The organism is Nocardia sp. NPDC004718 (assembly GCF_053601535.1).
Map to the genome: position 1 here is coordinate 36,608 of NZ_JBSGCA010000033.1, position 23,219 is coordinate 59,826.

Here is a 23,219-nt window from a genome sequence, read left to right on the forward strand (position 1 = left end):
GCCGACCGGCGGGTCGGATCACAGATCGAGCACGAGGCGGCCACCGTCGGCGCGCGAGACGCAGACGAGCATCGCGCCCGCCTCGCGCTCGGCGTCGGTGAGCACGCTGTCGCGATGGTCGGGTGCACCGGCAAGTACCCGGACCTTGCAGGTGCGGCAGAATCCTTGCCTGCACGAGTACGGGCGGTCGGGCCGGGAAGCGAGGATGGCGTCGAGCGCGGTACGGTCCGCGGCGACCTCGACGACCTGCCCCGTGGAAGCGAATTCGATCTCGAACGGTTTACCGTTCACGATCGGCGGTGGCGAGAACCGCTCGAAATGCAGTTCCACCTGGGGGATTTCCCGCACCGCGTCGGCAATGACGGTGATCATCGGCACCGGACCGCAGCAATAGACGGCGGTGTCGGGTCCGACGCCGGGCAGCAGGGCGCCCGCATCGGGGAGACCGTGTTCGTCGTCGGTGCGGACCACGACGCGGTCGCCGAATCCCGCCAACTCGTCGAGGAAGGGCAAGGTATCCCGGCTGCGCCCCGTGTACACCATCGACCACTCGATACCCAGCCGGTGCGCCAACCTGACCATGGGCAGGATCGGCGTGACGCCGATGCCGCCCGCAACGAAATGCAAACGCGCGGCGGGAGATCCGTGGCCGGGCACGGCGAACGGGAAGGCGTTGCGCGGACCGCGCACCACGATCGCCGAACCCACCGGAAGACAATCGTGCACCTCGACAGATCCACCGCCGCCTTCGGGGATCCGGCGCACCGCCACCCGGTAGGCGCGGACGTCCGCGGGGTCGCCGCACAGCGAGTACTGCCGCAAACGGCCGGAAGGCAGCTCGAGGTCGAGATGCGCGCCGGGACGCCAGGGCGGCAACGCGCGCCCGTCCGGGGCGGCCAGCCGCAGGCTCACCACGTCTTGGTCGTGTGCCTCGATCCGCCGCTCGGTGACCACCAGCGCGAGCCGCCGATCGTCCGTCTTCGGCCGCGGATCGCGCCGATTGATCAGAGCGGTCCAGCGCAGTCGCGCCGAGGCCACCGCGTCGAGCACCCGCACGGTGCGGTCGCGCTCACGTCTGCCGAACAGGTCCGCGGGCAGTTGGTCGGGAACCGGCGACCTCACGAGGCCATCGCCCGCGCCGCCGGGGACTTGGCCAGATAGGCCACCGCCTGAGCGGTGGAGCCGACCGTCTCCGGGTCGTAGCCGGGCCTGAATGTGCTCAACGCACTCCACAGCAGCGAGGGGACGCCGGGCAACGCCCCGCGCCACATCGCACCGAAGACCCGCGCCAGCAGCCGCGGATAGCCGTGGTCGGGCAGGTCGCGGTCCTGGTGGACGAGGAACTTGGTGCCGCGCACCACCAACGTCAGGAAGATCGGGAACACCAGCAGCATGAGGGCCGCGCGCCGCACGTATCCGGCCCCGAAGTACACGGCCACGTCGTGTGCGACGTGCCGGTGCTCGACCTCCTCGGCCCCGTGCCAGCGGAACAGGTCCGCCATGCGCGGGTCGGCGCCGAACCGCTCCAGATCCGCGTTGAGCACCCAGTCGCCGAGGTAAGCGAAGAAGTGCTCCAGGCACGCGATGAAGGCCAGCCGCTCCACCATCACCTGCCGTTCGGCGACGCCTTCGGCATCTCTCGGCCCGAGCGTGCGGCGGAACAGATACTCGGCGTGCCGCAGATAGGGCTCGGGATCGATGCCGTGCGCGGCGAGCACCTCGTGCAACACCTTGTCGTGCGTCTCGGCGTGCATCGATTCCTGACCGACGAACCCGAGCATCGCCTCCCGCAGCCGCTCGTCCCGCACGTACGGCAGCGCCTCGGCGTACGCGGCGCAGAACATGCGCTCCCCTTCGGGCAGCAGGAGATTCAGCGAGTTGATCAGATGCGAGGCGATGGGCTCGGCGGGCATCCAGCGCAGTGGCGTGTCCGACCAGTCGAAGCGCACGTTGCGGGCGTGCAGCGCCACGGCGCCCGGGTCGGTGTCGGGCCGCCGCCCGGCCCTGCGAAGTAGCTTCATCGATACTCCTCGATCCTCACGCGCCCGCGTCGCCGCACGATTCCTACATATCCGTAGCAAGGATCATACACATACATAGAACTTCCAGTAACACACAAAAGCGTCACGCGCCGCTGTACGGTGACACCACTCGCGACAGTCGTCACACCTGCCGCTTCCGGCCCAAAATTAGAACGTGTTCTAGTAGGCTTCGGCTATGGAACGATTGACCGGATTGGATGCCAGCTTTCTCTACTTGGAAACCGGGACCCAGCATCTGCACGTCTGCGCGCTGCTGATCCTCGACCCGTCGTCGGGCGGCTACTCGTTCGACGGCTTCAAAGCCGAGCTGGCTCGGCGACTTCCCCTTATTCCGCAGATGCGCCGCCGCGTGTACGAGGTGCCGTTGAACCTCGACCATCCCGTGTGGGTGGAGGACGAGAATTTCGACCTCGACTACCACCTCCGCCGCATCGCGATCGCGGCGCCGGCCGGACGCCGCGAACTGGCCGAACTCGTCGGGGACATCGCCAGCCGCCCCATGGATCGCGACCGCCCGTTGTGGGAGATGTCCGTGGTGGAGGGTCTCGATGACGGGAAGGTCGCGGTGATCTGCAAATACCACCACGCCGCCGTGGACGGCGTCACCGGAGCCGACCTGATGATGCACCTGTGCGATCCGGAGCCGGGCGCCGCCAAGGAGGTACCCGACAAGGAGTGGCGCCCCGAGCCGAAACCGAATGACTGGCAATTACTGGCCAAGGCGGTAGTGAAGTTCCCGACCCGAGCGGGCATCGTCGGGATGCTGCCGAAAACGGTCGGCGTAGTCGCCGGTTTCGCGCAGCGCCGTCGCCAGAACAAGACGGGCATGGCCATCCCGTTCTCCGCTCCACGCACGCCGTTCAATCTCGCCATCACCCCGCACCGCGCCGTCGCGTTCACCGAGACCGAACTCGACGCCGTCAAGGAGATCCGCTCCGCGTTCGGCGTCAAGGTGAACGACGTGGTGCTGACCGTCGTCGCCGGTGCGCTGCGCAGCTATCTGGCCGGGCGCGACGAGTTGCCGGACCGCTCGCTCATCGCGTCCGTACCCGTGTCCGTGCACGAGTCGACCCGGCACAAGGCCGGGATCAACAAGGTGTCCACGCTGTTCGCGCGGCTGGGCACCGACCTCGCCGACCCGGTGGAACGCCTGCGCGAGGTGGCCGAGGCCAACCGGGGAGCCAAGGAAGAGCACGAGGTGATGGGCGCCGACTTCCTGCAGGACTGGTCCAAATACGCCCCGCCGAACACCTTCCGGCTCGCCGCACGGATGTACTCCTCGCTCAAGCTGGCGGAGAAGCACCCGGTGGTGCACAACTTGGTGGTGTCCAACGTGCCCGGTCCGCCGATGCCGCTGTACTTCCTCGGCATCCGGGTGGACGGGATGTACCCCTTCGGACCGGTGTTCCACGGCGCGGGCCTGACGGTGACCGTGCTGTCGCACAACGACAAGCTGAACTTCGGCTTCATCGCCTGCAAGGAACTGGTGCCCGACATCGCCGCGCTGGCCGACGCCGTTCCCGGCGTGGTCGCCGAATTGCTCGCCGCGGCACGCACGTCGGGCTGAGCGCCGGGTCCCGGTCCGCCACCGCCGCCGGACGGGACCTGCCGATTCACATCTTCGCGGCAACGGCCGCACAGGCTTCGAGCAGCACCGGTACGAAACGATCGGCCTCCAGCACACAGGACGCGTGCCCGGCCGCGACCAGATGCTTGCTCGCCCCCGGAATCATCGTCGCCAACTCCATCTGCCGATAGACGGGAATCGCGCGATCTCGGGTCGTGATCACCACCGCCGTCGGCATCGTCAGCTCCGGCAACCACGCGGTCGCGTCGAAGCGCCCCACCGCGGCGAGCACCTGGGTGAGCGCCCACCCGCTGGTGCTGCGGAACTCGCCGAGCGCCCAGCGATCCAACCGCCCGGGCGCCCAGGTGACCTCGGGAAGCTCGGGCAGACGGCCCGCGAGTTTCTCGGCACGACGGTAGGAGTATTGCTCCACAGCGGCAGCGACAGCGCCGAACGTCCGATGAAAAGCGTGCTCACGCCATTTCTCGCGGAACCGATAGGGCGTCGCGCACAACACCAGCCCGCTCACACGATCCGGATGGCGATGTCCCGCCAGCAAGCTTACGATTCCGCCCAGCGAAAACCCTGCGCAGATGGCTCGGTCGATCTCCAACGCGTCGAGCACGGCCGCCACGTCGTCGGCGCAGTCCTCCAGGGTGAACCGCTCGGAGCGGATGCCGCGCCCGTGCCACCGCTGGTCGAACAGGATGACCCGGTACCGCCGGGCCAGCTCCGCCAGCGACGGGAACCAGGTGAGGTACGCGGTGCAGGCGGTGGCGTGCAGGAGCACCAGCGCGGGCGCGTGCTCGGGCCCCGGGATGTCGACCACGTACCGCCAGCTCGACCAGGCGGCCACCGGGCACCTCGGCGATGTCCGGCACCCGCAACCGTCCGCCGAACCGCGTCACGCTTCGGCCGGGGTTCGTCATAGCGCACCTCCCGAGTGGTCACACCTGGGTCATTTTAGAACACGTTCCACATGTGCGGCGCACAGGAATGACATCGACGGCCCACTCACCGGGACACGTGGTCGATCACGCTGTCACCGGCGACCGCCTGGGCTACTGTCGCGGCACGCGTCGACATCAGGCGCATTTTCTGTAACGTGTTGCAGGCAGATTCGAGAGACGGAGGTACCCCGGATGGGGCGGTTGACCGGCAAGGTGGCGTTGATCAGCGGCGGAGCGCGTGGCATGGGCGCGGCGCACGCCAAGGCCCTGGTCGCCGAGGACGCGCGCGTGGTGCTGGGCGACGTGCTCGACGACGAGGGCGCCGCGGTCGCCGCGGAACTCGGCGACAACGCCGCCTACGTCCACCTCGACGTGCGCGAGCCGGAAGACTGGCGCAAAGCCGTCGGTGCGGCGGTGGAGCGCTTCGGGTCGCTGAGTGTCCTGGTGAACAACGCGGGCATCGTGAACGGCAACCTGCTCGTCGCGTTCGAATTGGCCGAATGGCAACGGATCATCGACATCAATCTCACCGGCACATTCCTCGGGATGCAGGCGGCGACGCCCGCGATGATCGATGCCGGCGGCGGCTCGATCATCAACATCTCCTCCGTCGAAGGCATGCGCGGCAGCCCGGGCCTGCACGGCTACACGGCCACCAAGTTCGCCGTGCGCGGGCTCACCAAATCCACCGCGCTCGAGCTGGCGCAGTACAAGATCCGAGTGAATTCCGTGCACCCCGGCTTGATCCGTACACCGATGACCGAGAACATCCCGGAGGACTTCCTCCAGATCCCGCTCGGCCGCGGCGCCGACCCCTCCGAGGTCTCCGCCCTGGTGACGTTCCTGGCCAGCGACGAATCGTCGTACTCGACCGGCGCCGAGTTCGTGGTGGACGGCGGTCTCACCGTAGGCGTTCCGCACAAGAGCTTCTGAGTCACCCGCGGGTGGCCAGCAGGGCGAGCGGCGGAAGCGACACCAGCGCCACTGCCACAATCGCGTTGCTCCACTTGTAGGCCACCAGCAGCGCGGCGAACTCGCGCAGGAAGGCGCTCGGCAAGTAGTAGAAGGCGGTCTTGGCGCCCGTCACCTCGGCGTCGAGGTCGAGGCGGCGGGCCAGGATCGCCGTGCGCAACATGTGAAAGTTGCTCGTGACCAGCACCATGCGCGTAGTGGGACCGCGCTCGCCGAGCAGCCGTTTGGTGAAGAGCAGATTCTCCTCGGTCGTTCCCGACCGGTCTTCCAGCACCACGCGGTCTTCCGGCACGCCCCGGCCGATCAAGTAATCACCCATGGCCGACGCCTCGGAGACCTCCTCGTCGTCTCCCTTACCGCCACTGGCGATCAGCAGTGGGGCGCGCCCCGCACCGGCTTCGTCACGATAGACCTCGATCGCCCGATCCAGGCGCGCGGCCAGCAGCGGCGGCACCGCACCGTCGACCAGCCCGGCGCCGTGCACGACGATCGCGTCCATCCCGGGGCGGTAGGGCAACAGTCCGTAGCACAGGGAATACAACAGGAACGCCGCGAACAGAAATCCGACGTAGCTGATCGTCATCGTCAGCGACGCCAGCAGCACTACCAGCCAGATGTTTTCGGTCAGCAGTGCCAGGACGAGCACCACGTACGGCGTCAACAGGGCGATACCGAGTCCGAGCGGCAACAGATTCGGAAGACGCCAACCCTCACGGCGCACCAACTGCGCGCCGTTGGCGATCGACAACCCGGCCAGCACCAGCACCAGCAGCGGTGACAGCAGCACCACCAGGGGCGCGAGCACCACCGTGCGATCGCCCTCGATGATCCGGCCGACCACCCACGCGCCGACGAACCCCAGTCCGAGGAGCAGGAACACCCCGTGGCCAAGACGCCTGCGGTCCCTGCCGAATCGCACCGCGAACACACCGAGCAGGACCACGCCGACGACCAGCAAAAGCACCGGGTCACGGTAGCCGACGAGCGCGCGGCGCGCCCCTCCGTCGACGAGCGGCGCGGCGACCTCGGCTTTTTCCCGATCGTCCCCTACAGTGTGCAGGTCCGGGCATCGGTCGCGAGCGACCGGTGTCCGGCTGCATTCGGCTTCAGCACACCAGCGTTACTGAACAGCACGTTGTGATGAAGGGGAGTCGACGAAAACCATGCTTCGATTATTCATCGCCACCGCAGCGGCCGCCCTCTGTGGGATCACACCGCAGGCCGCTGCGCAACCGATCTACCCCGCACCGGATCCGGATCCGTTCTACGCCGCTCCGGCCGGACTGGACCACGCCGCGCCGGGCGACGTCCTCGCCGTTCGCCCGATGCCCGCACTACCGATGTTTCCCGGCTCGACGGTCACGATGATCAAATTCCGCTCCACCAACTCCACGGGGGAGCCGATCGCGGCCACCACCACCGTGCTGACGCCGCAGAATCCCACCCCCGGTCGGCCACTGCTGTCCTATCAGCACATCATCAACGCACTCGGCACCCAGTGCACGGTGTCGCGCGTGCTCTACACCAGCGACCCCAACCTGTCGATCCGCGAAGCGCCCGCGCTCAATGCCCTCCTGCTGCGCGGCTGGTCGGTGGCTCTCCCCGACCACCTCGGACCCACCAGTGCCTACGGCGCCGCCAAACTCGGCGGCATGATCACGCTGGACGGCATCCGCGCCGCACGGCGGGTCGCCGAACTCGGATTGGCGGACAGCCCGGTCGGCCTGCTCGGCTATTCCGGCGGAGGCATGGCGAGCGCGTGGGCGGCCGCGCTGGCGCCGACCTACGCGCCGGAACTGCCGCTCGTCGGGGTCGCCGCGGGCGGGGTGCCGATGAATCTGGTCAAGATGATCGAGGGCCTCGGCTACGCGCCGCACGCGGTGTTCGGTCTCGCTTTCGCCGCCGCCCTCGGGCTGGAGCGTGAGTACCCGACTCGGCTGCCGGTGAGCGATCAGCTGAATTCGCTCGGGTTGTCGGTCCGCAATCGGATCGCCAACAGTTGCACCAACGACATCCTGCTGGTCGGCGCAGGCCGCGGCATCGTGGACGTCGCGGCCTCGAACTCGCTGGCCGATGACAAGCGCGCACGCGAGGTGCTCGAGGAGAACAGCCTGGAACTCTACGAAGACATCCCGGCCACGCCGAGCTACCAATGGCGTGCGGAGCAGGACACTCTCATCCCGGTGGAGTCGGTCGACGCTACGGTTCGGCGGTATTGCGCGGCGGGTGCGCGAGTGCAATACGAGAAATTCCCGAGCCCGGACCATCTGTCCGCCGCGGTGCTCGGCATACCGTCCGCGCTCAATTGGCTGGAAGCGCGCTTCAAAGGTGTTCCCGCGCCGAGTAATTGCTGAGATCGGCCCGGCGGTAGTTCACCGCCGGGCCGATGATGGGCCGTTCCGCCAAACGGCCACATCGAATCTCGCGGGCGCTAGGCGTCCTTGCCGCTCTCGTACGCGCTCTGCCGAGCCTCGTCGAGATCCGCTTCCGCACGGGCCTTTTCGGCCTCGGCTTCCTTCTGCGCCGCCTCGCGCTGCGATTCGGCCTTGTCCTGCTGTGCGCGACCCTCTTTCTTCAGGTCCTCGTCACCGGTGACGACGCCAGCGGCTTCCTTCGCCTTCCCCTTGGCGTCCTCGACGACACCTTCGACAGCTTCCAGGGGTCCGCTCCGATGCTCGGGCATCACATACCTCCCATATTCCTTGTCGGCTGACATAGGTCGCATACCCGTGTCCGGCAGAGCCAATCACCTTGTGAGCGCTGCCACGGCCCGCCTTCCCTCGTTCCCGCGCGACCGCGACGCGAATAGCCATACGAACCGCTGCCCGCAGCCCGCGAATTCCCGTAGAGATCCGGCCGTGCGAAGACCGCGCCGCGGACACTCCGTCGGCCACCGCGACGATCAGTCGATCACGCTCCGGCGCCGCGGTGACCGCGAAATCGTCCTGACGCGGTGCGCCGTTGTATCGGTGCAGGTAACCACGCACCGATACCGCGCGAACGGCGAACGGTCCACGCGACCATCCGTCGATCATGGTGTCCGCGCGGTACGGATTCCTGCCGTACTCGGGGCCGATGGCTTTCGCCTCGAACGCGGATGTGGGGGCGCCGGCGACGATCGGCTCGCTCTGCGTATTGCTGGCGCTGGCGCCGGCCTGGACTAGGTGAGCCGCTGGCATCCGGGCCGCTCCCGTTCGACATGATTCCCGATTCCGACCGACCCGCACGCGATTTCGCGCGCGCGATCGTCACTCCGAGCGTGGCCGCGATTCCCGTGGTCTTGACCGCGCTGATCGTCGGCTACCAGGTAGTCGCGATCGTCGGCGGTTGAGCGGCGTCGTCCGGACATTCCCGCGCCCAGTGCCGATGTAGGAACGTACGGCGAAGCCCCTGGCGCTGGATGCGTCCAGGGGCTTCCGTATCGAAGCGGTTCAGCGCTTGGTCAGCTCGGGAGCCTTGGTCTCTGCTCCCTCGACGGACTCCGCCGGGGCTGCCTCTTCGTGCGCGGCGGCCCGGTTCGGCAGCAGCACCGCCATGACGATCACGATCAGCGCCAACGCCGCCGAGACCAGGAAGGCCAGGCGCATACCGTCGAGATGCGCGGCGACGAGGTCGCTTCCCTCGGCGGCGAGCGACGTGGCGCGCGCCGACATCACCGTCACCACGAGAGCGGTGCCGAACGCCGCGGCGACCTGCTGCAAGGTGCCGAGCATGGAGCTGCCGTGCGAGTACAGATGCTGCGGCAGCGCACCGAGACCCAGGGTGAACACCGGGGTGAACGCCGCCGCCAGCGACACCATCAGCAGGATGTGCAGGGCCAGCAGCTGCCAGTACGGCATGGTCATCGAGATCTGAGTGAACCCGGCCAGCGCTATGGCGATTCCGGCCGACCCCGGGATCACCAGCAAGCGACCGCCGAACCGGTCGAACAGGCGGCCGACGGTCGGCCCGAGCAGACCCATCGCCAATCCGCCCGGCATCACCAGCAAGCCGGTGGCCAACGGGCTGAGGCCACGCAGGTTCTGCAGGTACAGCGGCAGCAGAATCATCGACCCGAGCATGGCCATGAACGCCACCGACATCAGGATCAGCGCCTTGGTGTAGGTGGCCGACAGCAGCACGCGCAGATCGAGCAGCGGGGTACCGGTGCGCTGCAAGCGCAACTGCCGCCACACGAACAGGGCGATCAGCGCCGAGCCCACGGCGACGATGCCGAGCGGGCCCGCGAAGTCGTCGCTTTCGAACCGGCTGAGCCCGAACACCAGTCCGCCGAATCCCAGCGCCGCCAGCGCCACGCTGGCCACATCGATCTGCCCGGGTTGCGGTTCACCGACGTTCTCCAGCTGCCGCAGCCCCAGCCAAGCGATCACACCCGCGATCGGCAGAACCAGCACGAAAAGCCAACGCCACGAGGCGATTTGCAGGACACCGCCGGAGATCACCGGCCCCATCGCGGGCGCTACCGAAATGGCCAAGGTGACATTGCCCATCACCCTGCCGCGGTCGTGCTCGGCCACCACCGTCATCAGGGTGGTCATCAGCAGCGGCATCATCACAGCGGTGCCGAAGGCCTGCACGATCCGGCCGAGTAGCAGCACCGCGAACGACGGCGCGACCGCCGACAACGCGGTACCGGCCAGGAAGACGCCCATCGCCGCGGCGTACGCCTGCCGGGTCGACACGCGCTGCAGGAACCAGCCGGTGGTCGGGATGACCGCCGCCATCGTCAGCATGAACGCCGTCGACACCCACTGCGCCGCCCGGTCGGTGATCGCCAGATCCGCCATCAGGCGCGGAATCGCGTTGATCATGATGGTCTCGTTCAGGATCACCACGAAGGTAGCGAGTACCAGCACCCGGATGACGGTCGGTGTCCGCCCTCCCGAGGCTGGAACGGATGGTGCGGCGGACATCGGATACCTCCGGAGGCATGGGTCGTTGACAGAACATGTGGCCCTTCGCCGAGTCATCGGATCGCGTCCCGGCGCCACAGCTGTAGAGACGGTGTCGACTGCTCGAACTCATCGGGCGCGGGTCAGTATTCCGCCCGGCACCGACACAAATCACCCGGTTTTCCTGCCGACCCACCCAGCACCCCTACTGGAACCCGCTGGTCAGGACCCTCTACAACCCTACGCGAATATCAATCGTGAGCCTGGTCACTCCAGACGATCGGCGCTCGCGGACTGTCCCGGCGCGGACGTCCGAGTGAAAACATGCGCGCCGCAACCCCGAACGCGACACTCGCGCCGGGGCCGCGGCGTGTCGGCGGCATCGCCCGGCTACCGCAGCAGGCAGCGGCTAGGGCTCGAGGTCGGCCACTCCTTTGCCGGTCGAAATATCGAACGGCACAGAAGCCTGGTCGTGCGTGATCAGCCAATCGCCGTCGATCTTCCGGAAGCAAAGAGTGACCCGGACCCACATACCGTTCGTCGCCACCCCGTTCTGCAGCGTGCCGCTGAGCCGGCCGAAGGCGTGTCCGAATGCCACATCGTCGCTCACGGTGAGGGCCAGGTCGCGAACCTCATAGGTCACATCATGGAAGAACGTGAACGCGTTCGCCCAGTTCTTCGCTTTCGCGTCGATACCGACATGCTGCAGCGGAGGCTCGACGTCGAAGGAGACGACGTCCGTTGCGTAGAGCTGCTTCACGCCCTCGAGATCCTTGGCCCCGATTCCTTCGGCCAACTTGTCGATCCGCCGCCTGATCTCGGCTTCGTCCACTGCGCGTCGCGCAGGCGCCGATACCACCGAACCAACTCCGGGATCGTTGGCAGTCATTGCATCCTCCATTCGATGAATTTCCGGCCGCAAGGCGGTCTCTTCCGAGGGATCACCCGACGGTGACCGTGGAAGCGGCGCGCAAAGGTGCGAGGGCGACGCTCCACGCGACGACCTGATCCAGCGTTTTGCCCAGGGCGGCGGCATGGTGCTCGCCCGGTACGAAGGTGGTGTGGTTCTCGAAATCGGTGAGCACCGAGATCGCGACCTGATAGCCCACGTCGGCCATGCCCAGCGTGCTGCAGACCGTCCGCAACTGCACCACCGCGCGGGCGCCGCCGTTCACGCCGTAGGACACGAATCCGACCGCCTTGTCGGTCCATTCCGCGAACAGGTGATCGAAGGCGTTCTTCAGCACTCCGGGGACGCCGCCGTTGTACTCCGGGGTCACCACCACGAAACCGTCGAACGGTGCGATGCGCTCGGCCCAAGCGCGGGTATGCGTGTTGACGGACGGGCCGAACATCGGCGGCACCGCTTCGTCCAGGTGCGGCAGCGGGTGGTCACGCAGATCGATCAGTTCGAACTCGGCGTCGCCGCGCTGCGACGCCACGTCCAGGACCCACTGGGCGACCTGCGAGCCGTTACGGTTGGGTCGGGTACTGCCGAGAATGATGCCGATTCTGGTCATTTCCGGAACTCCTGCTTCGCTGAAAGTGTCACGACCTTCCGACGACACAGCCGTCCGGAATGTCAGGCTGTCTCACAAATCGGGTCGCTGTCTCGTCGATTCGGTAGGGCCCGCATCGACCGAAGGAGCCGATACCCATGACCGATCCGCACCTGCGCTCGGTGATCAGTGAACGCCGTCAACTGATCAATCTCGCCTACCGGCTGCTCGGCTCGTTGGCCGAAGCCGAGGATGTGGTGCAGGAGACCTACCTGCGCTGGTACGCGTTGTCCGAGCGGCAGCGGCAGGAGGTGGCGGCGCCCGGCGCCTGGTTGACGACGGTCGCCAGCCGCATCTGCCTCGACCTACTCGGCTCGGCGCGGGCCAGGCGGGAACGCTACGTGGGCGAATGGATTCCCGAGCCGTTGCCCGACCGTTCCGAATGGCTCGCTGGCCCCTCCCCCGCCGATCCCGCCGACCGGGTCACCCTCGACGAGTCGATCAGCATGGCGTTCCTCGTCGTGCTCGATTCCATGACACCGGCCGAACGGGTCGCGTTCGTCCTGCACGATGTCTTCCGCTACTCCTTCGCCGAGGTCGCCGAGATCGTCGGGCGCACCCCCGCGGCCTGCCGTCAGCTCGCCTCCTCCGCCCGCCGCCGCATCCGCACCGCGCAGGGGCCGTCGGGAACCCGGCACGCCGAGGTGATCAGGGACTTCAAACGAGCCTGGGAGACACAAGACATCGAAGCTCTGATCGGGCTGCTCGATCCGAACGCGACCGCGACCGCCGACAGCGGCGGCCTGGCCCCGGCCTTCCTGCACCCGATCGACGGCGGCGAGCGGATCGCCCGCGCTTGGATCGAAATCGCCGCCCGATCTCCCGAGGTGACGTTGCTCGAGCGCACGGTGAACGGCCAACCCGGCCTGGTGGCGCAGCTCGCCGACACCATCGTGTCGGTCTACGCCTTCGACATCGCCGACAACCGGATCACCCGCATCTGGGCGATCCGGAATCCGGAGAAACTCAGCCTCTGGGCAGCGGACTGAACGACTGCTCCGGGGTCGAGAGTCGGCGGATCACACAGCGACGCCGCAAGCTTCTTGACGCTGGAGGAGCGAGCGAACACAGTACGGGCCTACCACACAAGCGAGGCCGACCTGCCGACGGTCGAGTCCATCACGATGCTGCGGCGGCCGTGCAGAAAGTGGTCATGGATGACGCCTGGGCGGAGGGCGAACCAAAGACGGGAATGGGACGCCGAGTGCCTTTTGGGAGACTTTCTCGTAGTTCGATCCAGCCAACTCCGAGAAACTTCACAAGGCGCTCGATGATCTCCTTGCCGAACTGCACAGCTAGAGCATCGGTTAACCGCGCATCGACCCGCGGCGCGGTCGCCTGCGCTACGAGTCGATGGGCGAGGTGTTGAACAGCGGCGGTATGGGTTTCAGCTGCCCGCGCTGCCGGTCGAAGGTCGCGCCCTGCGCAGTTCGCAGGCCAGCCGGTCGGCGTCCGGCCGGTCCTCACCGGAACGGGCGCAGCCCTGCGAGGTGTAGCCTTGCCGGTCGTAGCCCCACCTGTCGTAACCCCACCTGTCGTAACCCCAGCGATCGTAACCCCAGAGATCGAAGCCGTCGGGGCCATAGGGGTCTTCCGGCTCAACAGTTTTCGGAAATGACGGAGTTGTCACGGGCGGTTCGGTCGTGACCGGCGGAACACTGGTGACCGGCGGCGTGGTCGTCACCGGCGGCACGGTGGTGACCGGCGGCGCGGTCGTCACGGGCGGCGCCGTCGTCACGGGCGCGATGGTGACAGGTGCGGTAGTAGCCGGGGGTTGATCAGGGGTTGCGAATGCCGGTAGGACCAGCGCGGCCGGAGCAAGCACCACCGTCCCGGCGACTGCGGCCAGCAGGACCGACTGTCGAACCGTGCGCGGACTTCTCCTCCAATGAGACATCGTCGACCTCCAACTCAACATAAGCGCGCTCGCCGCACCCGAGTCCCCTATCGGTCGAATGTCCAAATTTGCTACACAGCAGGGAGTTTCGCTTCCCCATCCGTGACGGGGAAACCTGCTCGACGCGCGGAGATGGCCGAACCCCTCCCATGGTGTGATCTGATCAGGACCTCGGAGTTCGACGCACACGATCATCGGCATGTGCGCGCGTTCGCGAGATCAACTGCTGGCCGACGTTGCGCCGTTTCGAAACGAGCCACAGTGGACGCGGCCCGTGCCGGCGCTTACGCGGTGAACGGGCAGTCGGTCCTCGCGGCCTTCCGAACCGAGGTCGAGGCAGCGGGCTCGGCCTCAGCTTGCTGCCGCCAGCACCCTCCATACCTTTCTGGAACGCGAGCGGGCCTGCGGAGCCGCGTATTCGATTCGCTGGCGCGCTTCGTGGGCACTGATCCGCAGCAGATCAGTCAATAGCTCCACGGTGTCCCGATAGCCGGTGTCTGCGGCGAGACCACGACGTTCGGCTTCGGCGACGGCCGCGCGCATGGCAGCATCCAGTCGCCTCCGACGGCGTTCGGTTTCGACGAGAGTGCGCAGCAGATCGACATCGGCCAGTTCCTGCCATCCCCGTGCTGGAGCATCCGGCGCCGCCGCGATCGAATGTATGTTCACCCGAACCAGCCTACCTCATTGTCGAACACATGTTCGATAATTCGATATGCCAGAGCCTGGCGCCACTGTCGGTGCGCTATCGGCGGCCTGGCGGCGCGGCGCATCCGCACGACATTCGGCATGAGCGCTGATTTTCGTACCGGAACCTCGGCTTATCACACTCGGCGTAGACAGCATCGATCTCACACCGAGGCAGTGCCTGCTCCCAGCACCGCACAACCGAGGAAACCGGGACGAACGCGTCACTGTTCGGAACCATGTGACGCCGTTGGACGACTCGGTCAGGTTTCGACACGACCGGTCGACGAAACGTTCGGTGGCGAATTCTTGGCGTTTCTTGGTGAGGTCCGATCAATGGACCAAACAAATGAAGCCCCTGACCATATTTCCTGGTCAGGGGCTTATTCTTGCTCCCCCATCTGGACTCGAACCAGAAACCTGCCGATTAACAGTCGGCTGCTCTGCCAATTGAGCTATAGGGGATTGCCCTTGGCTCGTCCGGTTGGTATCGGGCGGGCCGAGGAGAAACTCTAGCGTATCGCTGGGCGGAGGCCCAAATCGCGTCGCTACCTGCTGAGTTGTCACTCGAGGCGGGCGCGTCGCCACCGGGTGTCCGGATCGACAGGCGTGTGGGGTGTCGGGCAGGATGGGGGCGGCGAACTGGCAACTGGGAGGAGCACATCGAGATGCTGCGGTTGATCATCGGCGTGGCGGCCGGCTACGTACTCGGCAGTAAGGCCGGGCGGGCTCGCTACGAGCAGATCAGCGCCGCTACCCGCGCGCTGACCGAAAGCCCGGTGACCCGCAAGCTCGTGCTCGTCGGCAGGCAGAAACTGGCGGACAAGCTCAGCACCCGCCCCCGCCTCGAGCCGATGGAGCCGATCGACGAGCGGACCACCGTCCTGGTACCGCACGACCAGCTCCGTCGCTGACCCCACACCTGCTGTGACCGATCCTCGCACCAGTCGGACTGTGTGCGGGGAACCACGAACCTGATCGACCCTAGGCCCCGGTGGCGAAGTCCCCGTGGTTGCCCATCGCCTGGGTGAGCAGGCTCTTACGGTACTGCTCGAGGGCGACGAGGTCGCCGAAGAGGGCGAAGTAGGCCTCCGGCTGTTCGGTCGAGGAGACCCGCTGGAGCTTGGACTTGAGTTCGGCGATCTGCCTGCCGACCCAGGCCTCCTGGGTGCGCGCCAGGACACCGGCGACGAAGCGCGGGATGTCGGACTCCGACTTCACCGGCAGCGGCTCGTTGGCCAGCTCCGACAGCAGGGCGCGCACGGTCAGGTCCTCGGTGCGGTCGGCGACGGCGTTGACCCATTCGGCGCCGCCGAGCCCGGCGGCCGTACCGCCCGCCTCGGCGATCAGGCCGCGAAGGACCGAGTAGGCGGGGTGGGCGAAGGCTTCGGTTTCGAGCGCGTCGAAACCCGCTCCGGCCATCGCCGGGTACTGGAGTGCGGCGGCGAGTACCTGACGTTGCGGCAGCAGGGTGGGATCGTTCGGATTCGGCCGCGCCGCAGGATGTTCGGCGACCACCTGGCGCGGCGCGGGCGCACGCCCGGCGCCCGCCTGCCCGCCGCCGTTGCGGTTCCGCTTGGCTTCCTCGCCGACGCGGCGCACCACGGTCTGGATGTCGTCCCAGCCGACCCATCCGGCCAGTTTGGTGGCGTAGGCCTTGCGCAGGGCGTTGTCCTTGATCTGCGCGACCACCGGCACCGCCCGGCGCAGCGCCTCCACCTGGCCCTCCGCGGTGTCCAGGTTGTGGTCGGCCAGCAGACCGCGAATTACGAACTCGTACAACGGGGTTCGGCGGGCGACCAGATCGCGCACGGCGGCGTCACCGGAGTGCTGCCGCAGTTCGCACGGGTCCTGCCCGTCCGGCGCGATCGCGATGTAGGTTTGACCGGCCAGCTTCTGATCACCAGAGAACGCTTTCAGGGCCGCCGCTTGGCCCGCGGCATCGCCGTCGAAGGTATAGATGATCTCGCCGCGCCAGAAATTGTCGTCCATCATCAGGCGGCGCAACAGGGCGAGATGGTCGTCGCCGAATGCGGTGCCGCACGAGGCGACGGCGGTCTTTATCCCGGCCAGGTGCATCGCCATGACGTCGGTGTAGCCCTCGACCACGACCGCTTGGTGCCCCTTGGCGATCTCGCGCTTGGCGTGATCCAGGCCGAAGAGTACCTGGGATTTCTTGTACAGCAACGTTTCCGGGGTGTTGATGTACTTACCGGGCATGGTGTCGTCGTCGAAGAGCTTGCGGGCGCCGAAGCCGATGACGTCACCGGACAGGTTGCGGATCGGCCACAGCAGCCGCCGGTGGAAACGGTCGATCGGGCCGCGCTGACCTTGCCGGGACAGCCCGGCCGCCTCCAGCTCCTTGAAGTCGAACCCCTTGCGAAGCAGGTGCTTGGTGAGCGTGTCCCACCCCGCCGGGGCGTAGCCGCAGCCGAAGTGGTGCGCGGCCGCGGCGTCGAAGTTGCGATCGGTGAGATATTTGCGCGCGGTTTCGGCTTCCGGCTCGCGCAGCTGGGCGACGTAGAACTCGTGCGCGGCCGCGTTCGCCGCGACGAGCCGGGACCGGGTGCCGCGATCGCGCTGCACCGAGGTGCCGCCGCCCTCGTAGTTGATCTGGTAGCCGATCCGGTCGGCCAGCTGCTCGACCGACTCGACGAACCCGACGTGCTCGATCTTCTGCAGGAAGGCGAACACGTCGCCGCCCTCGCCACAGCCGAAGCAATGGAACAGGCCGTGATTGGGTCGCACGTGGAACGATGGCGACTTCTCGTCGTGGAACGGGCACAGGCCCTTCATGGAGTCCGCGCCGGCGCGCTTGAGCGCGACGTACTCGCCCACCACGTCTTCGATCCGGACGCGCTCGCGTATTGCCGCGATATCGCGATCAGGAAGTCGTCCGGCCACGGCAGAGAGTCTAGGCGAAGGCGGGGCCGACGCGCCCGGGCGGCTCGACACCGCGAGTTCCGGTCGAAGGCGCCCTCGAGCGGGGAATCACGAGCCATCCAGTTCCGCGCGGATCGCCGCGACCGTTTCGGCCAGACGTGACTGGTGGGAACCCTGCCAGTAGATCCGGCGGCAATCGCGGCACTGCCGGAAGATGTCGTAGTAGCGACGGGTGAGCGGTTCGAGGCGATCCTCGACCTCGGCTTTGTCGACCTCGGCGACGACGCCGCCGCAGCGCAGGCAGCGGGTGAACGGATCCAGGCACGCGACGAGGTCGAGCCGCCGGATCACCTCCACGACCTGCTCGATCGGCTGGTCCGACCAGATGTAGACGCCGTGTGTGACGTTGCGGCGCTTCAACAGCCCTCGGTCACGGGTGAGCAGGATCCGGTGCTCGGCCGCGGACGCCTCGGCGAGTTCGGCGTCCTCGGCCTCCCACCGGCAGTGCACGTCGAGACCCAGCAGGCGCATCAGCTTGGCGAGACCGCCCAGATTCACGTCGGCGAGGAACCGTGGCTCCCGGAGCGGATGCGGGCGGACCAGCGTCACCCGGCCGATGTCGAGTGTCTCGAACACGGGATACGCGGTGATCCGGCCGCCGAGGCGCGGGTGATGGTCGAAGTCGACCGGTTCCCCGTCGACGAGGACGAGGTCCACTTCGGTGTGCGGAATGCCCGCTGCCTCGATGACGTCCTTGACGGTCTGGTGCGGGCGGCACGGCCGACGCAGCACGGTGTATCGCTCGCCGGGCCGCAGGAAATCGTTCAGCTCGGCGTAGACCCGCAGATCGACGCTCATTCGACGAACAGCGCCATCGACGCGGTGAATCCGTGCAGCGCGTTGCGGCCCGCGATGGGCCCGATCTCACCGGCGGCGAAGAAACCCGCGAGCGGGATGCCGTCGAGCAAGTCCTCGATGGTCGTGGCGTCGTGGTCCGCCACACCGAACATCCGGCGGCCGCGTCCGTTACACGTGAACAGCAACGCACCGGCCGGACGTACGGACAGGTCGGTGCGCGCCCGCGCCAGCGCGGTCCGCAGGTCGTGGTCGGCTCCGATCGCGTCGCGGACCTGGAATTGGACGGTGGTGCCGACTTCCACGACCTCACCCACCTCGATCGCGCCGCTGGACGGATCGGCGCCGAGCAGACCGCGGATCAGGAAGTCGCCCTGCCCGGGCTCGGCCAGGCGCTCGTCGACGACGAACCCGATCTGCAGGCCGCGCGCGAGCTCTTCCTGCTGGTCGGGTGGCAGCACGGCGACGATCTGACGCAACCGCTCGATCGGGGGCAGACCGCCGAGTCCGGTGATCACCGTGCCGTCCGCGCCGGTGACCGTGTAGGGGTTGCCGATCGGACGGCAGCCCTGGGACACGATCGGCACGTTGTGCAGGCCGGGAAGACGCACGCCGACCGCACCCGAGGTCACCACGGCGTGGTCGCGGAACAGGCGGCTGCCTTCCGGGCCGTGGCCGCCGCTGACCAACCCGCCCATCACGACGGTGCCGGGCAGATCCGTGTTCATGTACTCCAGCAGCAGATCGGCCGGAAAGGAGTAGGGGTCGGGCAGCAGCAGGTGGAAGTCGCGTGCGGCCTTGTCGAAGCGATAGCCGGCGAGGAGCCCGCCGCTGGCCGTGCGAAGGAAGTCCAATTGGAAGGTTTCGGCTGCGGGCAGTCCGGAGGCCAGCCACACCGCCACCGCGGGTTCGTCCTCGATTTCCCGGCGACCCGCCACCACCGCCTGCGCCACGCATCCGATCAGGGCGGGCACCCGGACCGTCCGGTGGACGCCGGAGAGCACCTCGACGGCGTCGTCGGTATGCGCGCGGGACGCGAGCAGCACAGCGAGCGACGGCGCTTCGCCCGCGATCTGGTCGCGGGCGAACGCTGCGGCCTCCATGCCCGCTCGCCGCGCTTCGGGCGCGGTGGAGAGCCCTACTCCGATCCGCACCCTTCCATGGTAGCCAACCTGGGGCTCCAGTGAATTCACCTGTCGCACAGTGCCTTTCATCGGCATTGCCGAGCCGGTACCGCCAAGTGGCCCGATGCGAGGGGCGGGCCGGAGATTCCTCAGCTCCACGAGCGGAGCGACAAGGGCGACGAACAGGTTGCGAATCGATAGCTGTTCGGCGGCGGCGACGCACAAACGATCTTCCCAGCCCGGAGAGGTCCGGCGGATTTGAGCGACAATAGCCGGGACCACAGTCTGTTTTCGGTCACCCGAGACCAGAGTGTCGGCGCGGGCCGGGCGCACCGCGGCAAGACCTGATGAGGACAGGCGGGAGACATTGTGAGTCAGCCGTCGCGGATCGACACGGGCGAGCTGCGCGCGATGGTATCTACCTTGGAGCGGCTCATTGCCGACGCTTCCCGGACGGTCGGCGAACTGAAGGCAGCCATCGCCTCCGCGGAAGGGCTCGTCGACGGCGACCGGCTCGATCATGCCGAAGCACTGCCTGTCCCGGCGCCCGCACCGGAGAGCCGGGTGCTTGCGCCGGAGTCATCGGCCGAGCCCGCGCGGAAGGCGATGCCGACGCCATGGTCTCGGAAGACCCAAGAGACGCCCTGGTCCAAGCGCGTGGTCCGGCCATACCCGGCGGTGCCGGGCACACCGGTTCACGTATCCGCGGCCCGCGAGATCGGCGTCTCGGCAGAGCTGTCCGCACCCGTACGCCGACCGGCCGCGGGGCGTCATCCCCAATTCGAACCGGCAAATCACCGAACCGACACCCTCGACGAGCCGGTATCCGTCCGGCGCTCGGTTGTCTCCGAGGGCCCTGCACCCGCAGTCACCGTTGCTCCGTCGTCGATCCGGCGGACGGACCGGGGCGAGCACGCCACACCCCGCCCTCGGATCGATACCGCATCCGGCCGCCGGTCCCCTGACGACCGCCCACCGAATCAGCCGACCCACACCGCACCCAGCCCACCGGGCGAAAGAGCGCACCGCACCGAGGACATCCCGCAGATCGGGGAGCCGCGCCACGAGGTATCCGCTCCGCAGGCCGACAGAGCCGGCGGTCTTCCGCCGCGTCTGGACATCGAGATCGCCGAAGACTCGATACCGCGACCGGAGAGCGAACAGCCGACCCTCGCACCGAGCCCCCGGAGCGAGTCCGCACCGGCCCGGCCAACCGATTCCACCAGCGCCTCCGCACCGACGGACTCCACGAACACCACCGCTGAGGAGCACCGGACCTCAGCGCGGCGCACCGATGCCGAGGACTTCCGCGCAACGAACGGCACGCAACATCCGAAACCGATCCGCCGAACGGATTCGCCGGAAGCCCTCGCACCACCGCGACATATCGGTACGGCTGACGACACCCCGTCCGCTCCGGAGACGGGCCCCGCATCCCGTCCAAAGCCCGTCCCGCGAACGACAGAACCCGCGCTCCCTCAGCGCACCGGTGATCCCGGGCACCTGGTCCCGATCCACGCCACCGGCGGTGTCGCCCCCATCGAAGAAGCCGACGACCCGCATCCTCCGGCGGTCACCCCGCGAGACGACACGACCCTCGGCACCGCAACCACCCCGACGTCCGGTATCGCAGACGAGTCGCCGCTCCCGTTCCAGTTCGATACCCCACCCCATCCGGCACGGATCGAGCCCACCCGTCAGTCCGGCAGCGCAGGCGAACTCGAACCTCGCCGAAGAACCGACCAACCCACGCACACTCCGAAGACCGACGCCACGTCCTCCCCTCAGAGCGATCACCCCACCGACTCTGCATCCCTCCAGGTTCCCGACGCAGCACCTACACCGTCGATCGACAACACAAACCTCTCCGGCCGGCAACCGCCAATCAGCAGCGCCGCCCGGGAACCCCACCCACCGGCGGACATCGCCGAGGAGACGGCACCCGCACCGGCAACTACCACGCTCTACTCCGAACCGAACCCCCAGGTCGACGCCACAGAGCACCCCGCCGCCACACGACAGACAACCTCAACGCCCGACCAGCCGGTCGAGCAGCGGGCAAGTTCAACGCCCGACCAGTTGATCCGCAACGCGAACCTCCCCCAACCCACAATCAGCGCCCACGAATCGGTACCCCACCAATCGACAGACTCCACCGATCAGGCGGCACCCGCCTCGGCAGCTGACACACTACGCTCCCAGCCCCTTCCCCCGATCGACGCCACGGCCGACTCCGCGGACGAGCAGCGGGCAGGCTCCGTGCCCATCCGGCAGGCGGATGCCACCGACGAACCCGTATCGCGGCGGCAAACCGATACCTCTCCAGGCTCGGCCGCCCTTCCATGGATCGACGCCCTGCGCTTTTCCTGGCTCGACGCCTCACCCGGCCCGCAATCCCCTTCGCCGAGCCCTGCTACGACCGACCCCATCTCGGTCCGCCACACCGGATCTCACCCACGGACCCATAAGGCAGGCAGCTCCACCCAGCAGCCGGGCAGCACAGACAACTTCGAAACCAGTCGCAACACCGGTCCCTCGGCAGATCCCACAAGACGGGGCGATCCCGCGCTCGTCCCTCCGCCCGACCGCGCCGAGGCTGCCCCGCTCGACCGGCAGACCGACGCACCTGACCAGCCCCCGCCGATCGAGCACAGCGGTGCCGCGCCCCGACCCGGACATGCTCGGCAGACGGACACCGTTGGCGGGTCCGATCCTGTCGACACTGCTCATACCTCGACACGATCGCCACGGTCAGACGTCGCGCGCACGCACCAGGCCGTCCCCCGCACCGCCAGCCCGGAGAACCACATCTCGGTTCGCCGGAGCGATTCGGCCGCATCGCCGCAGACCGGCATACCCGTCCAACGACCCGACCCCGCATCCGCCAGGAAAGCCGGTCGCGCACCCATCGAACGCAGCACCGCACACCGCCCCGCAGGCCTCGAGCAGGCCGATACGCCCGATCCAGCCGAGGCACTCCGAATCGCGCGGGAGATGTCGGCGCGGCATGGATTGGAAGTCGTCGGGTTCGATACCGCGAAAGTCGGTGTCCAGGTTGTCCGTGAGATCGCGTCCACTATCGATGAGCTGCTCACGAAATACCCGATGCCGCTGCGGGGCGTCGAGCTCACCGACGACGCGGAATCGCGCCCGAGACCGGAGCGCGAGCCGACCGCGGAACAATCGGCCGATGCCGCGATCTGGATGCTCTTGGACCGTGCCGCCTTGTATCCGCCGCGGTCGGCTTCGGTGGAAACACGCCGGATCTTTCGTCGCCGTGGGCCTGCCGAGCGGCCGGTGTACACGGCGGTGGTGCGCGAATTCGCGGGGGCTCTGGACGTCGCCGGTGGGTTCCGGGCTCGGCAAGAAGCTTTGCGAACTTTGATCAACGAGTCGCTGCGTGGCGGCGGTGGTGGTCTCGGCCTGCTGGATCCGGGCCGGGCCTTGATCGACGGCTTCACCGAGGTGATTCTGCGGGGCGAACGAGCGAGTGCGTCAGCCAAGGAATTGCACGGCGCGCTGGTGAAAATGGCCCGAGCCGAGTCCTCCGACGATCTGTCGGCGTGACACCACCGATACGGGTCCAAAAGGCGCAGCCGGACAATCGCCCTTGACCCCGCGCATGGCCGCAGCGAAGGCGGAGGTACGCAGAAATAGGCACTGCCGGACGTCGGTCCGTCCATAGCCCCGCGCACGGCCGCAGCGAAGGCGGAGGTACGCAGAAATAGGCACTGCCGGACGTCGGTCCGTCCATAGCCCCGCGCACGGCCGCAGCGAAGGCGGAGGTACGC

General features: G+C 67.7%; 22 protein-coding genes and 1 tRNA gene. 8 read left to right on the top strand and 15 right to left on the bottom strand.

Translation table 11 applies throughout. The features are described 5' to 3' along the window. Positions 1-18: 18 nt before the first annotated feature. Both ACWEH3_RS23775 and ACWEH3_RS23780 read right to left on the bottom strand, forming a co-directional pair. Positions 19-1,056 (bottom strand): PDR/VanB family oxidoreductase, encoded by a 1,038-nt coding sequence (locus ACWEH3_RS23775; protein ID WP_450015272.1) that lies wholly within the window; start codon positions 1,054-1,056, stop codon positions 19-21. A 62-nt stretch (positions 1,057-1,118) separates the two neighbouring features. Next, entirely contained in the window at positions 1,119-2,021 is a 903-nt protein-coding gene (locus ACWEH3_RS23780; protein WP_450015239.1) for a metal-dependent hydrolase, read from the bottom strand. A 196-nt stretch (positions 2,022-2,217) separates the two neighbouring features. On the opposite strand from ACWEH3_RS23780, the gene ACWEH3_RS23785 reads away from it, so the two are divergent. Continuing rightward, positions 2,218-3,609: a WS/DGAT/MGAT family O-acyltransferase gene (locus ACWEH3_RS23785; RefSeq protein ID WP_450015240.1), complete on the top strand. Its 1,392-nt coding sequence runs from the start codon at positions 2,218-2,220 to the stop codon at positions 3,607-3,609. A 46-nt stretch (positions 3,610-3,655) separates the two neighbouring features. Here ACWEH3_RS23785 and ACWEH3_RS23790 read toward each other — a convergent pair whose 3' ends face one another. Then, positions 3,656-4,465, bottom strand: coding sequence for an alpha/beta fold hydrolase (locus ACWEH3_RS23790; protein WP_450015241.1), 810 nt, complete (start codon positions 4,463-4,465; stop codon positions 3,656-3,658). A 286-nt stretch (positions 4,466-4,751) separates the two neighbouring features. On the opposite strand from ACWEH3_RS23790, the gene ACWEH3_RS23795 reads away from it, so the two are divergent. After that, positions 4,752-5,492 carry a glucose 1-dehydrogenase gene (locus ACWEH3_RS23795; RefSeq protein ID WP_364427488.1) on the top strand — a complete coding sequence of 247 codons (741 nt, stop codon included), beginning with the start codon at positions 4,752-4,754 and terminating at the stop codon, positions 5,490-5,492. Position 5,493: 1 nt separating this feature from the next. Here the strand turns inward: ACWEH3_RS23795 and ACWEH3_RS23800 are convergent, their stop codons facing one another. Beyond that, positions 5,494-6,495 carry a YdcF family protein gene (locus ACWEH3_RS23800; protein ID WP_450015242.1) on the bottom strand — a complete coding sequence of 334 codons (1,002 nt, stop codon included), beginning with the start codon at positions 6,493-6,495 and terminating at the stop codon, positions 5,494-5,496. Positions 6,496-6,694: 199 nt separating this feature from the next. Here ACWEH3_RS23800 and ACWEH3_RS23805 point away from each other — a divergent pair, with 199 nt between their 5' ends. After that, entirely contained in the window at positions 6,695-7,885 is a 1,191-nt protein-coding gene (locus ACWEH3_RS23805) for a lipase family protein (protein ID WP_450015243.1), read from the top strand. 77 nt (positions 7,886-7,962) lie between these two features. Here the strand turns inward: ACWEH3_RS23805 and mbp1 are convergent, their stop codons facing one another. Then, a complete protein-coding gene (gene mbp1 / locus ACWEH3_RS23810; protein WP_039804891.1) occupies positions 7,963-8,214 on the bottom strand; it encodes a microaggregate-binding protein 1 in 252 nt (83 codons plus the stop codon). After that, entirely contained in the window at positions 8,117-8,710 is a 594-nt protein-coding gene (locus ACWEH3_RS23815; RefSeq protein ID WP_450015244.1) for a protein phosphatase 2C domain-containing protein, read from the bottom strand. Before ACWEH3_RS23815 ends, mbp1 begins: the two co-directional genes overlap by 98 nt. 20 nt (positions 8,711-8,730) lie before the next feature. On the opposite strand from ACWEH3_RS23815, the gene ACWEH3_RS23820 reads away from it, so the two are divergent. After that, positions 8,731-8,862 carry a hypothetical protein gene (locus ACWEH3_RS23820; RefSeq protein ID WP_450015245.1) on the top strand — a complete coding sequence of 44 codons (132 nt, stop codon included), beginning with the start codon at positions 8,731-8,733 and terminating at the stop codon, positions 8,860-8,862. Between the two features lie 100 nt (positions 8,863-8,962). On the opposite strand, the gene ACWEH3_RS23825 is transcribed toward ACWEH3_RS23820, so the two are convergent. The 3 genes from ACWEH3_RS23825 to ACWEH3_RS23835 all read right to left on the bottom strand — a co-directional run bounded on the left by ACWEH3_RS23825 (position 8,963) and on the right by ACWEH3_RS23835 (position 11,943). After that, the gene (locus tag ACWEH3_RS23825) at positions 8,963-10,444 is read right to left on the bottom strand and encodes an MDR family MFS transporter (RefSeq protein ID WP_450015246.1); all 1,482 of its coding nucleotides are present in this window, start codon (positions 10,442-10,444) and stop codon (positions 8,963-8,965) included. A 388-nt stretch (positions 10,445-10,832) separates the two neighbouring features. Continuing rightward, complete coding sequence (locus ACWEH3_RS23830) at positions 10,833-11,312, bottom strand: YybH family protein (RefSeq protein ID WP_450015247.1); 480 nt, start codon at positions 11,310-11,312, stop codon at positions 10,833-10,835. Positions 11,313-11,364: 52 nt separating this feature from the next. Further along, positions 11,365-11,943 (bottom strand): NADPH-dependent FMN reductase, encoded by a 579-nt coding sequence (locus ACWEH3_RS23835; protein WP_450015248.1) that lies wholly within the window; start codon positions 11,941-11,943, stop codon positions 11,365-11,367. A gap of 137 nt (positions 11,944-12,080) precedes the next feature. Between ACWEH3_RS23835 and sigJ the strand changes: the two genes are divergently transcribed. Then, positions 12,081-12,971 (top strand): RNA polymerase sigma factor SigJ, encoded by an 891-nt coding sequence (gene sigJ / locus ACWEH3_RS23840; protein ID WP_450015249.1) that lies wholly within the window; start codon positions 12,081-12,083, stop codon positions 12,969-12,971. Positions 12,972-13,369: 398 nt separating this feature from the next. On the opposite strand, the gene ACWEH3_RS23845 is transcribed toward sigJ, so the two are convergent. Continuing rightward, positions 13,370-13,612, bottom strand: coding sequence for a hypothetical protein (locus tag ACWEH3_RS23845; protein WP_450015250.1), 243 nt, complete (start codon positions 13,610-13,612; stop codon positions 13,370-13,372). Between the two features lie 13 nt (positions 13,613-13,625). On the opposite strand from ACWEH3_RS23845, the gene ACWEH3_RS23850 reads away from it, so the two are divergent. Continuing rightward, complete coding sequence (locus ACWEH3_RS23850) at positions 13,626-13,760, top strand: hypothetical protein (protein ID WP_450015251.1); 135 nt, start codon at positions 13,626-13,628, stop codon at positions 13,758-13,760. A 470-nt stretch (positions 13,761-14,230) separates the two neighbouring features. Here ACWEH3_RS23850 and ACWEH3_RS23855 read toward each other — a convergent pair whose 3' ends face one another. Together ACWEH3_RS23855 and ACWEH3_RS23860 are read right to left on the bottom strand one after the other, a co-directional pair. Further along, positions 14,231-14,548: a DUF222 domain-containing protein gene (locus tag ACWEH3_RS23855; RefSeq protein WP_450015252.1), complete on the bottom strand. Its 318-nt coding sequence runs from the start codon at positions 14,546-14,548 to the stop codon at positions 14,231-14,233. Between the two features lie 410 nt (positions 14,549-14,958). Continuing rightward, positions 14,959-15,031: transfer RNA gene (locus ACWEH3_RS23860), tRNA-Asn, on the bottom strand. Between the two features lie 203 nt (positions 15,032-15,234). On the opposite strand from ACWEH3_RS23860, the gene ACWEH3_RS23865 reads away from it, so the two are divergent. Next, the gene (locus ACWEH3_RS23865) at positions 15,235-15,480 is read left to right on the top strand and encodes a hypothetical protein (protein WP_039796811.1); all 246 of its coding nucleotides are present in this window, start codon (positions 15,235-15,237) and stop codon (positions 15,478-15,480) included. Positions 15,481-15,550: 70 nt separating this feature from the next. Here ACWEH3_RS23865 and dnaG read toward each other — a convergent pair whose 3' ends face one another. The 3 genes from dnaG to ACWEH3_RS23880 form a co-directional block, all read right to left on the bottom strand. After that, the gene (dnaG, locus tag ACWEH3_RS23870) at positions 15,551-17,470 is read right to left on the bottom strand and encodes a DNA primase (protein WP_450015253.1); all 1,920 of its coding nucleotides are present in this window, start codon (positions 17,468-17,470) and stop codon (positions 15,551-15,553) included. Between the two features lie 87 nt (positions 17,471-17,557). After that, on the bottom strand, positions 17,558-18,307 hold the full coding sequence (locus ACWEH3_RS23875; protein ID WP_450015254.1) for a Mut7-C RNAse domain-containing protein: 750 nt from the start codon (positions 18,305-18,307) through the stop codon (positions 17,558-17,560). After that, positions 18,304-19,458 (bottom strand): FIST signal transduction protein, encoded by a 1,155-nt coding sequence (locus ACWEH3_RS23880; RefSeq protein WP_450015255.1) that lies wholly within the window; start codon positions 19,456-19,458, stop codon positions 18,304-18,306. Before ACWEH3_RS23880 ends, ACWEH3_RS23875 begins: the two co-directional genes overlap by 4 nt. Positions 19,459-22,422: 2,964 nt before the next feature. On the opposite strand from ACWEH3_RS23880, the gene ACWEH3_RS23885 reads away from it, so the two are divergent. Further along, the gene (locus ACWEH3_RS23885) at positions 22,423-22,995 is read left to right on the top strand and encodes a hypothetical protein (protein ID WP_450015256.1); all 573 of its coding nucleotides are present in this window, start codon (positions 22,423-22,425) and stop codon (positions 22,993-22,995) included. The last annotated feature ends 224 nt before the right edge of the window (positions 22,996-23,219 follow it).

What these genes read in the sequence shown, in the direction of transcription:
- mbp1 (WP_039804891.1), bottom strand. Translation starts at nt 8,214, where the DNA reads ATGCCCGAGCATCGGAGCGGACCCCTGGAAGCTGTCGAAGGTGTCGTC.
- ACWEH3_RS23785 (WP_450015240.1), top strand. Translation starts at nt 2,218, where the DNA reads ATGGAACGATTGACCGGATTGGATGCCAGCTTTCTCTACTTGGAAACC.
- ACWEH3_RS23825 (WP_450015246.1), bottom strand. Translation starts at nt 10,444, where the DNA reads ATGTCCGCCGCACCATCCGTTCCAGCCTCGGGAGGGCGGACACCGACC.
- ACWEH3_RS23780 (WP_450015239.1), bottom strand. Translation starts at nt 2,021, where the DNA reads ATGAAGCTACTTCGCAGGGCCGGGCGGCGGCCCGACACCGACCCGGGC.
- ACWEH3_RS23815 (WP_450015244.1), bottom strand. Translation starts at nt 8,710, where the DNA reads ATGCCAGCGGCTCACCTAGTCCAGGCCGGCGCCAGCGCCAGCAATACG.
- ACWEH3_RS23885 (WP_450015256.1), top strand. Translation starts at nt 22,423, where the DNA reads ATGTCGGCGCGGCATGGATTGGAAGTCGTCGGGTTCGATACCGCGAAA.
- ACWEH3_RS23835 (WP_450015248.1), bottom strand. Translation starts at nt 11,943, where the DNA reads ATGACCAGAATCGGCATCATTCTCGGCAGTACCCGACCCAACCGTAAC.
- sigJ (WP_450015249.1), top strand. Translation starts at nt 12,081, where the DNA reads ATGACCGATCCGCACCTGCGCTCGGTGATCAGTGAACGCCGTCAACTG.
- ACWEH3_RS23865 (WP_039796811.1), top strand. Translation starts at nt 15,235, where the DNA reads ATGCTGCGGTTGATCATCGGCGTGGCGGCCGGCTACGTACTCGGCAGT.
- ACWEH3_RS23875 (WP_450015254.1), bottom strand. Translation starts at nt 18,307, where the DNA reads ATGAGCGTCGATCTGCGGGTCTACGCCGAGCTGAACGATTTCCTGCGG.
- ACWEH3_RS23820 (WP_450015245.1), top strand. Translation starts at nt 8,731, where the DNA reads ATGATTCCCGATTCCGACCGACCCGCACGCGATTTCGCGCGCGCGATC.
- ACWEH3_RS23830 (WP_450015247.1), bottom strand. Translation starts at nt 11,312, where the DNA reads ATGACTGCCAACGATCCCGGAGTTGGTTCGGTGGTATCGGCGCCTGCG.
- ACWEH3_RS23805 (WP_450015243.1), top strand. Translation starts at nt 6,695, where the DNA reads ATGCTTCGATTATTCATCGCCACCGCAGCGGCCGCCCTCTGTGGGATC.
- ACWEH3_RS23795 (WP_364427488.1), top strand. Translation starts at nt 4,752, where the DNA reads ATGGGGCGGTTGACCGGCAAGGTGGCGTTGATCAGCGGCGGAGCGCGT.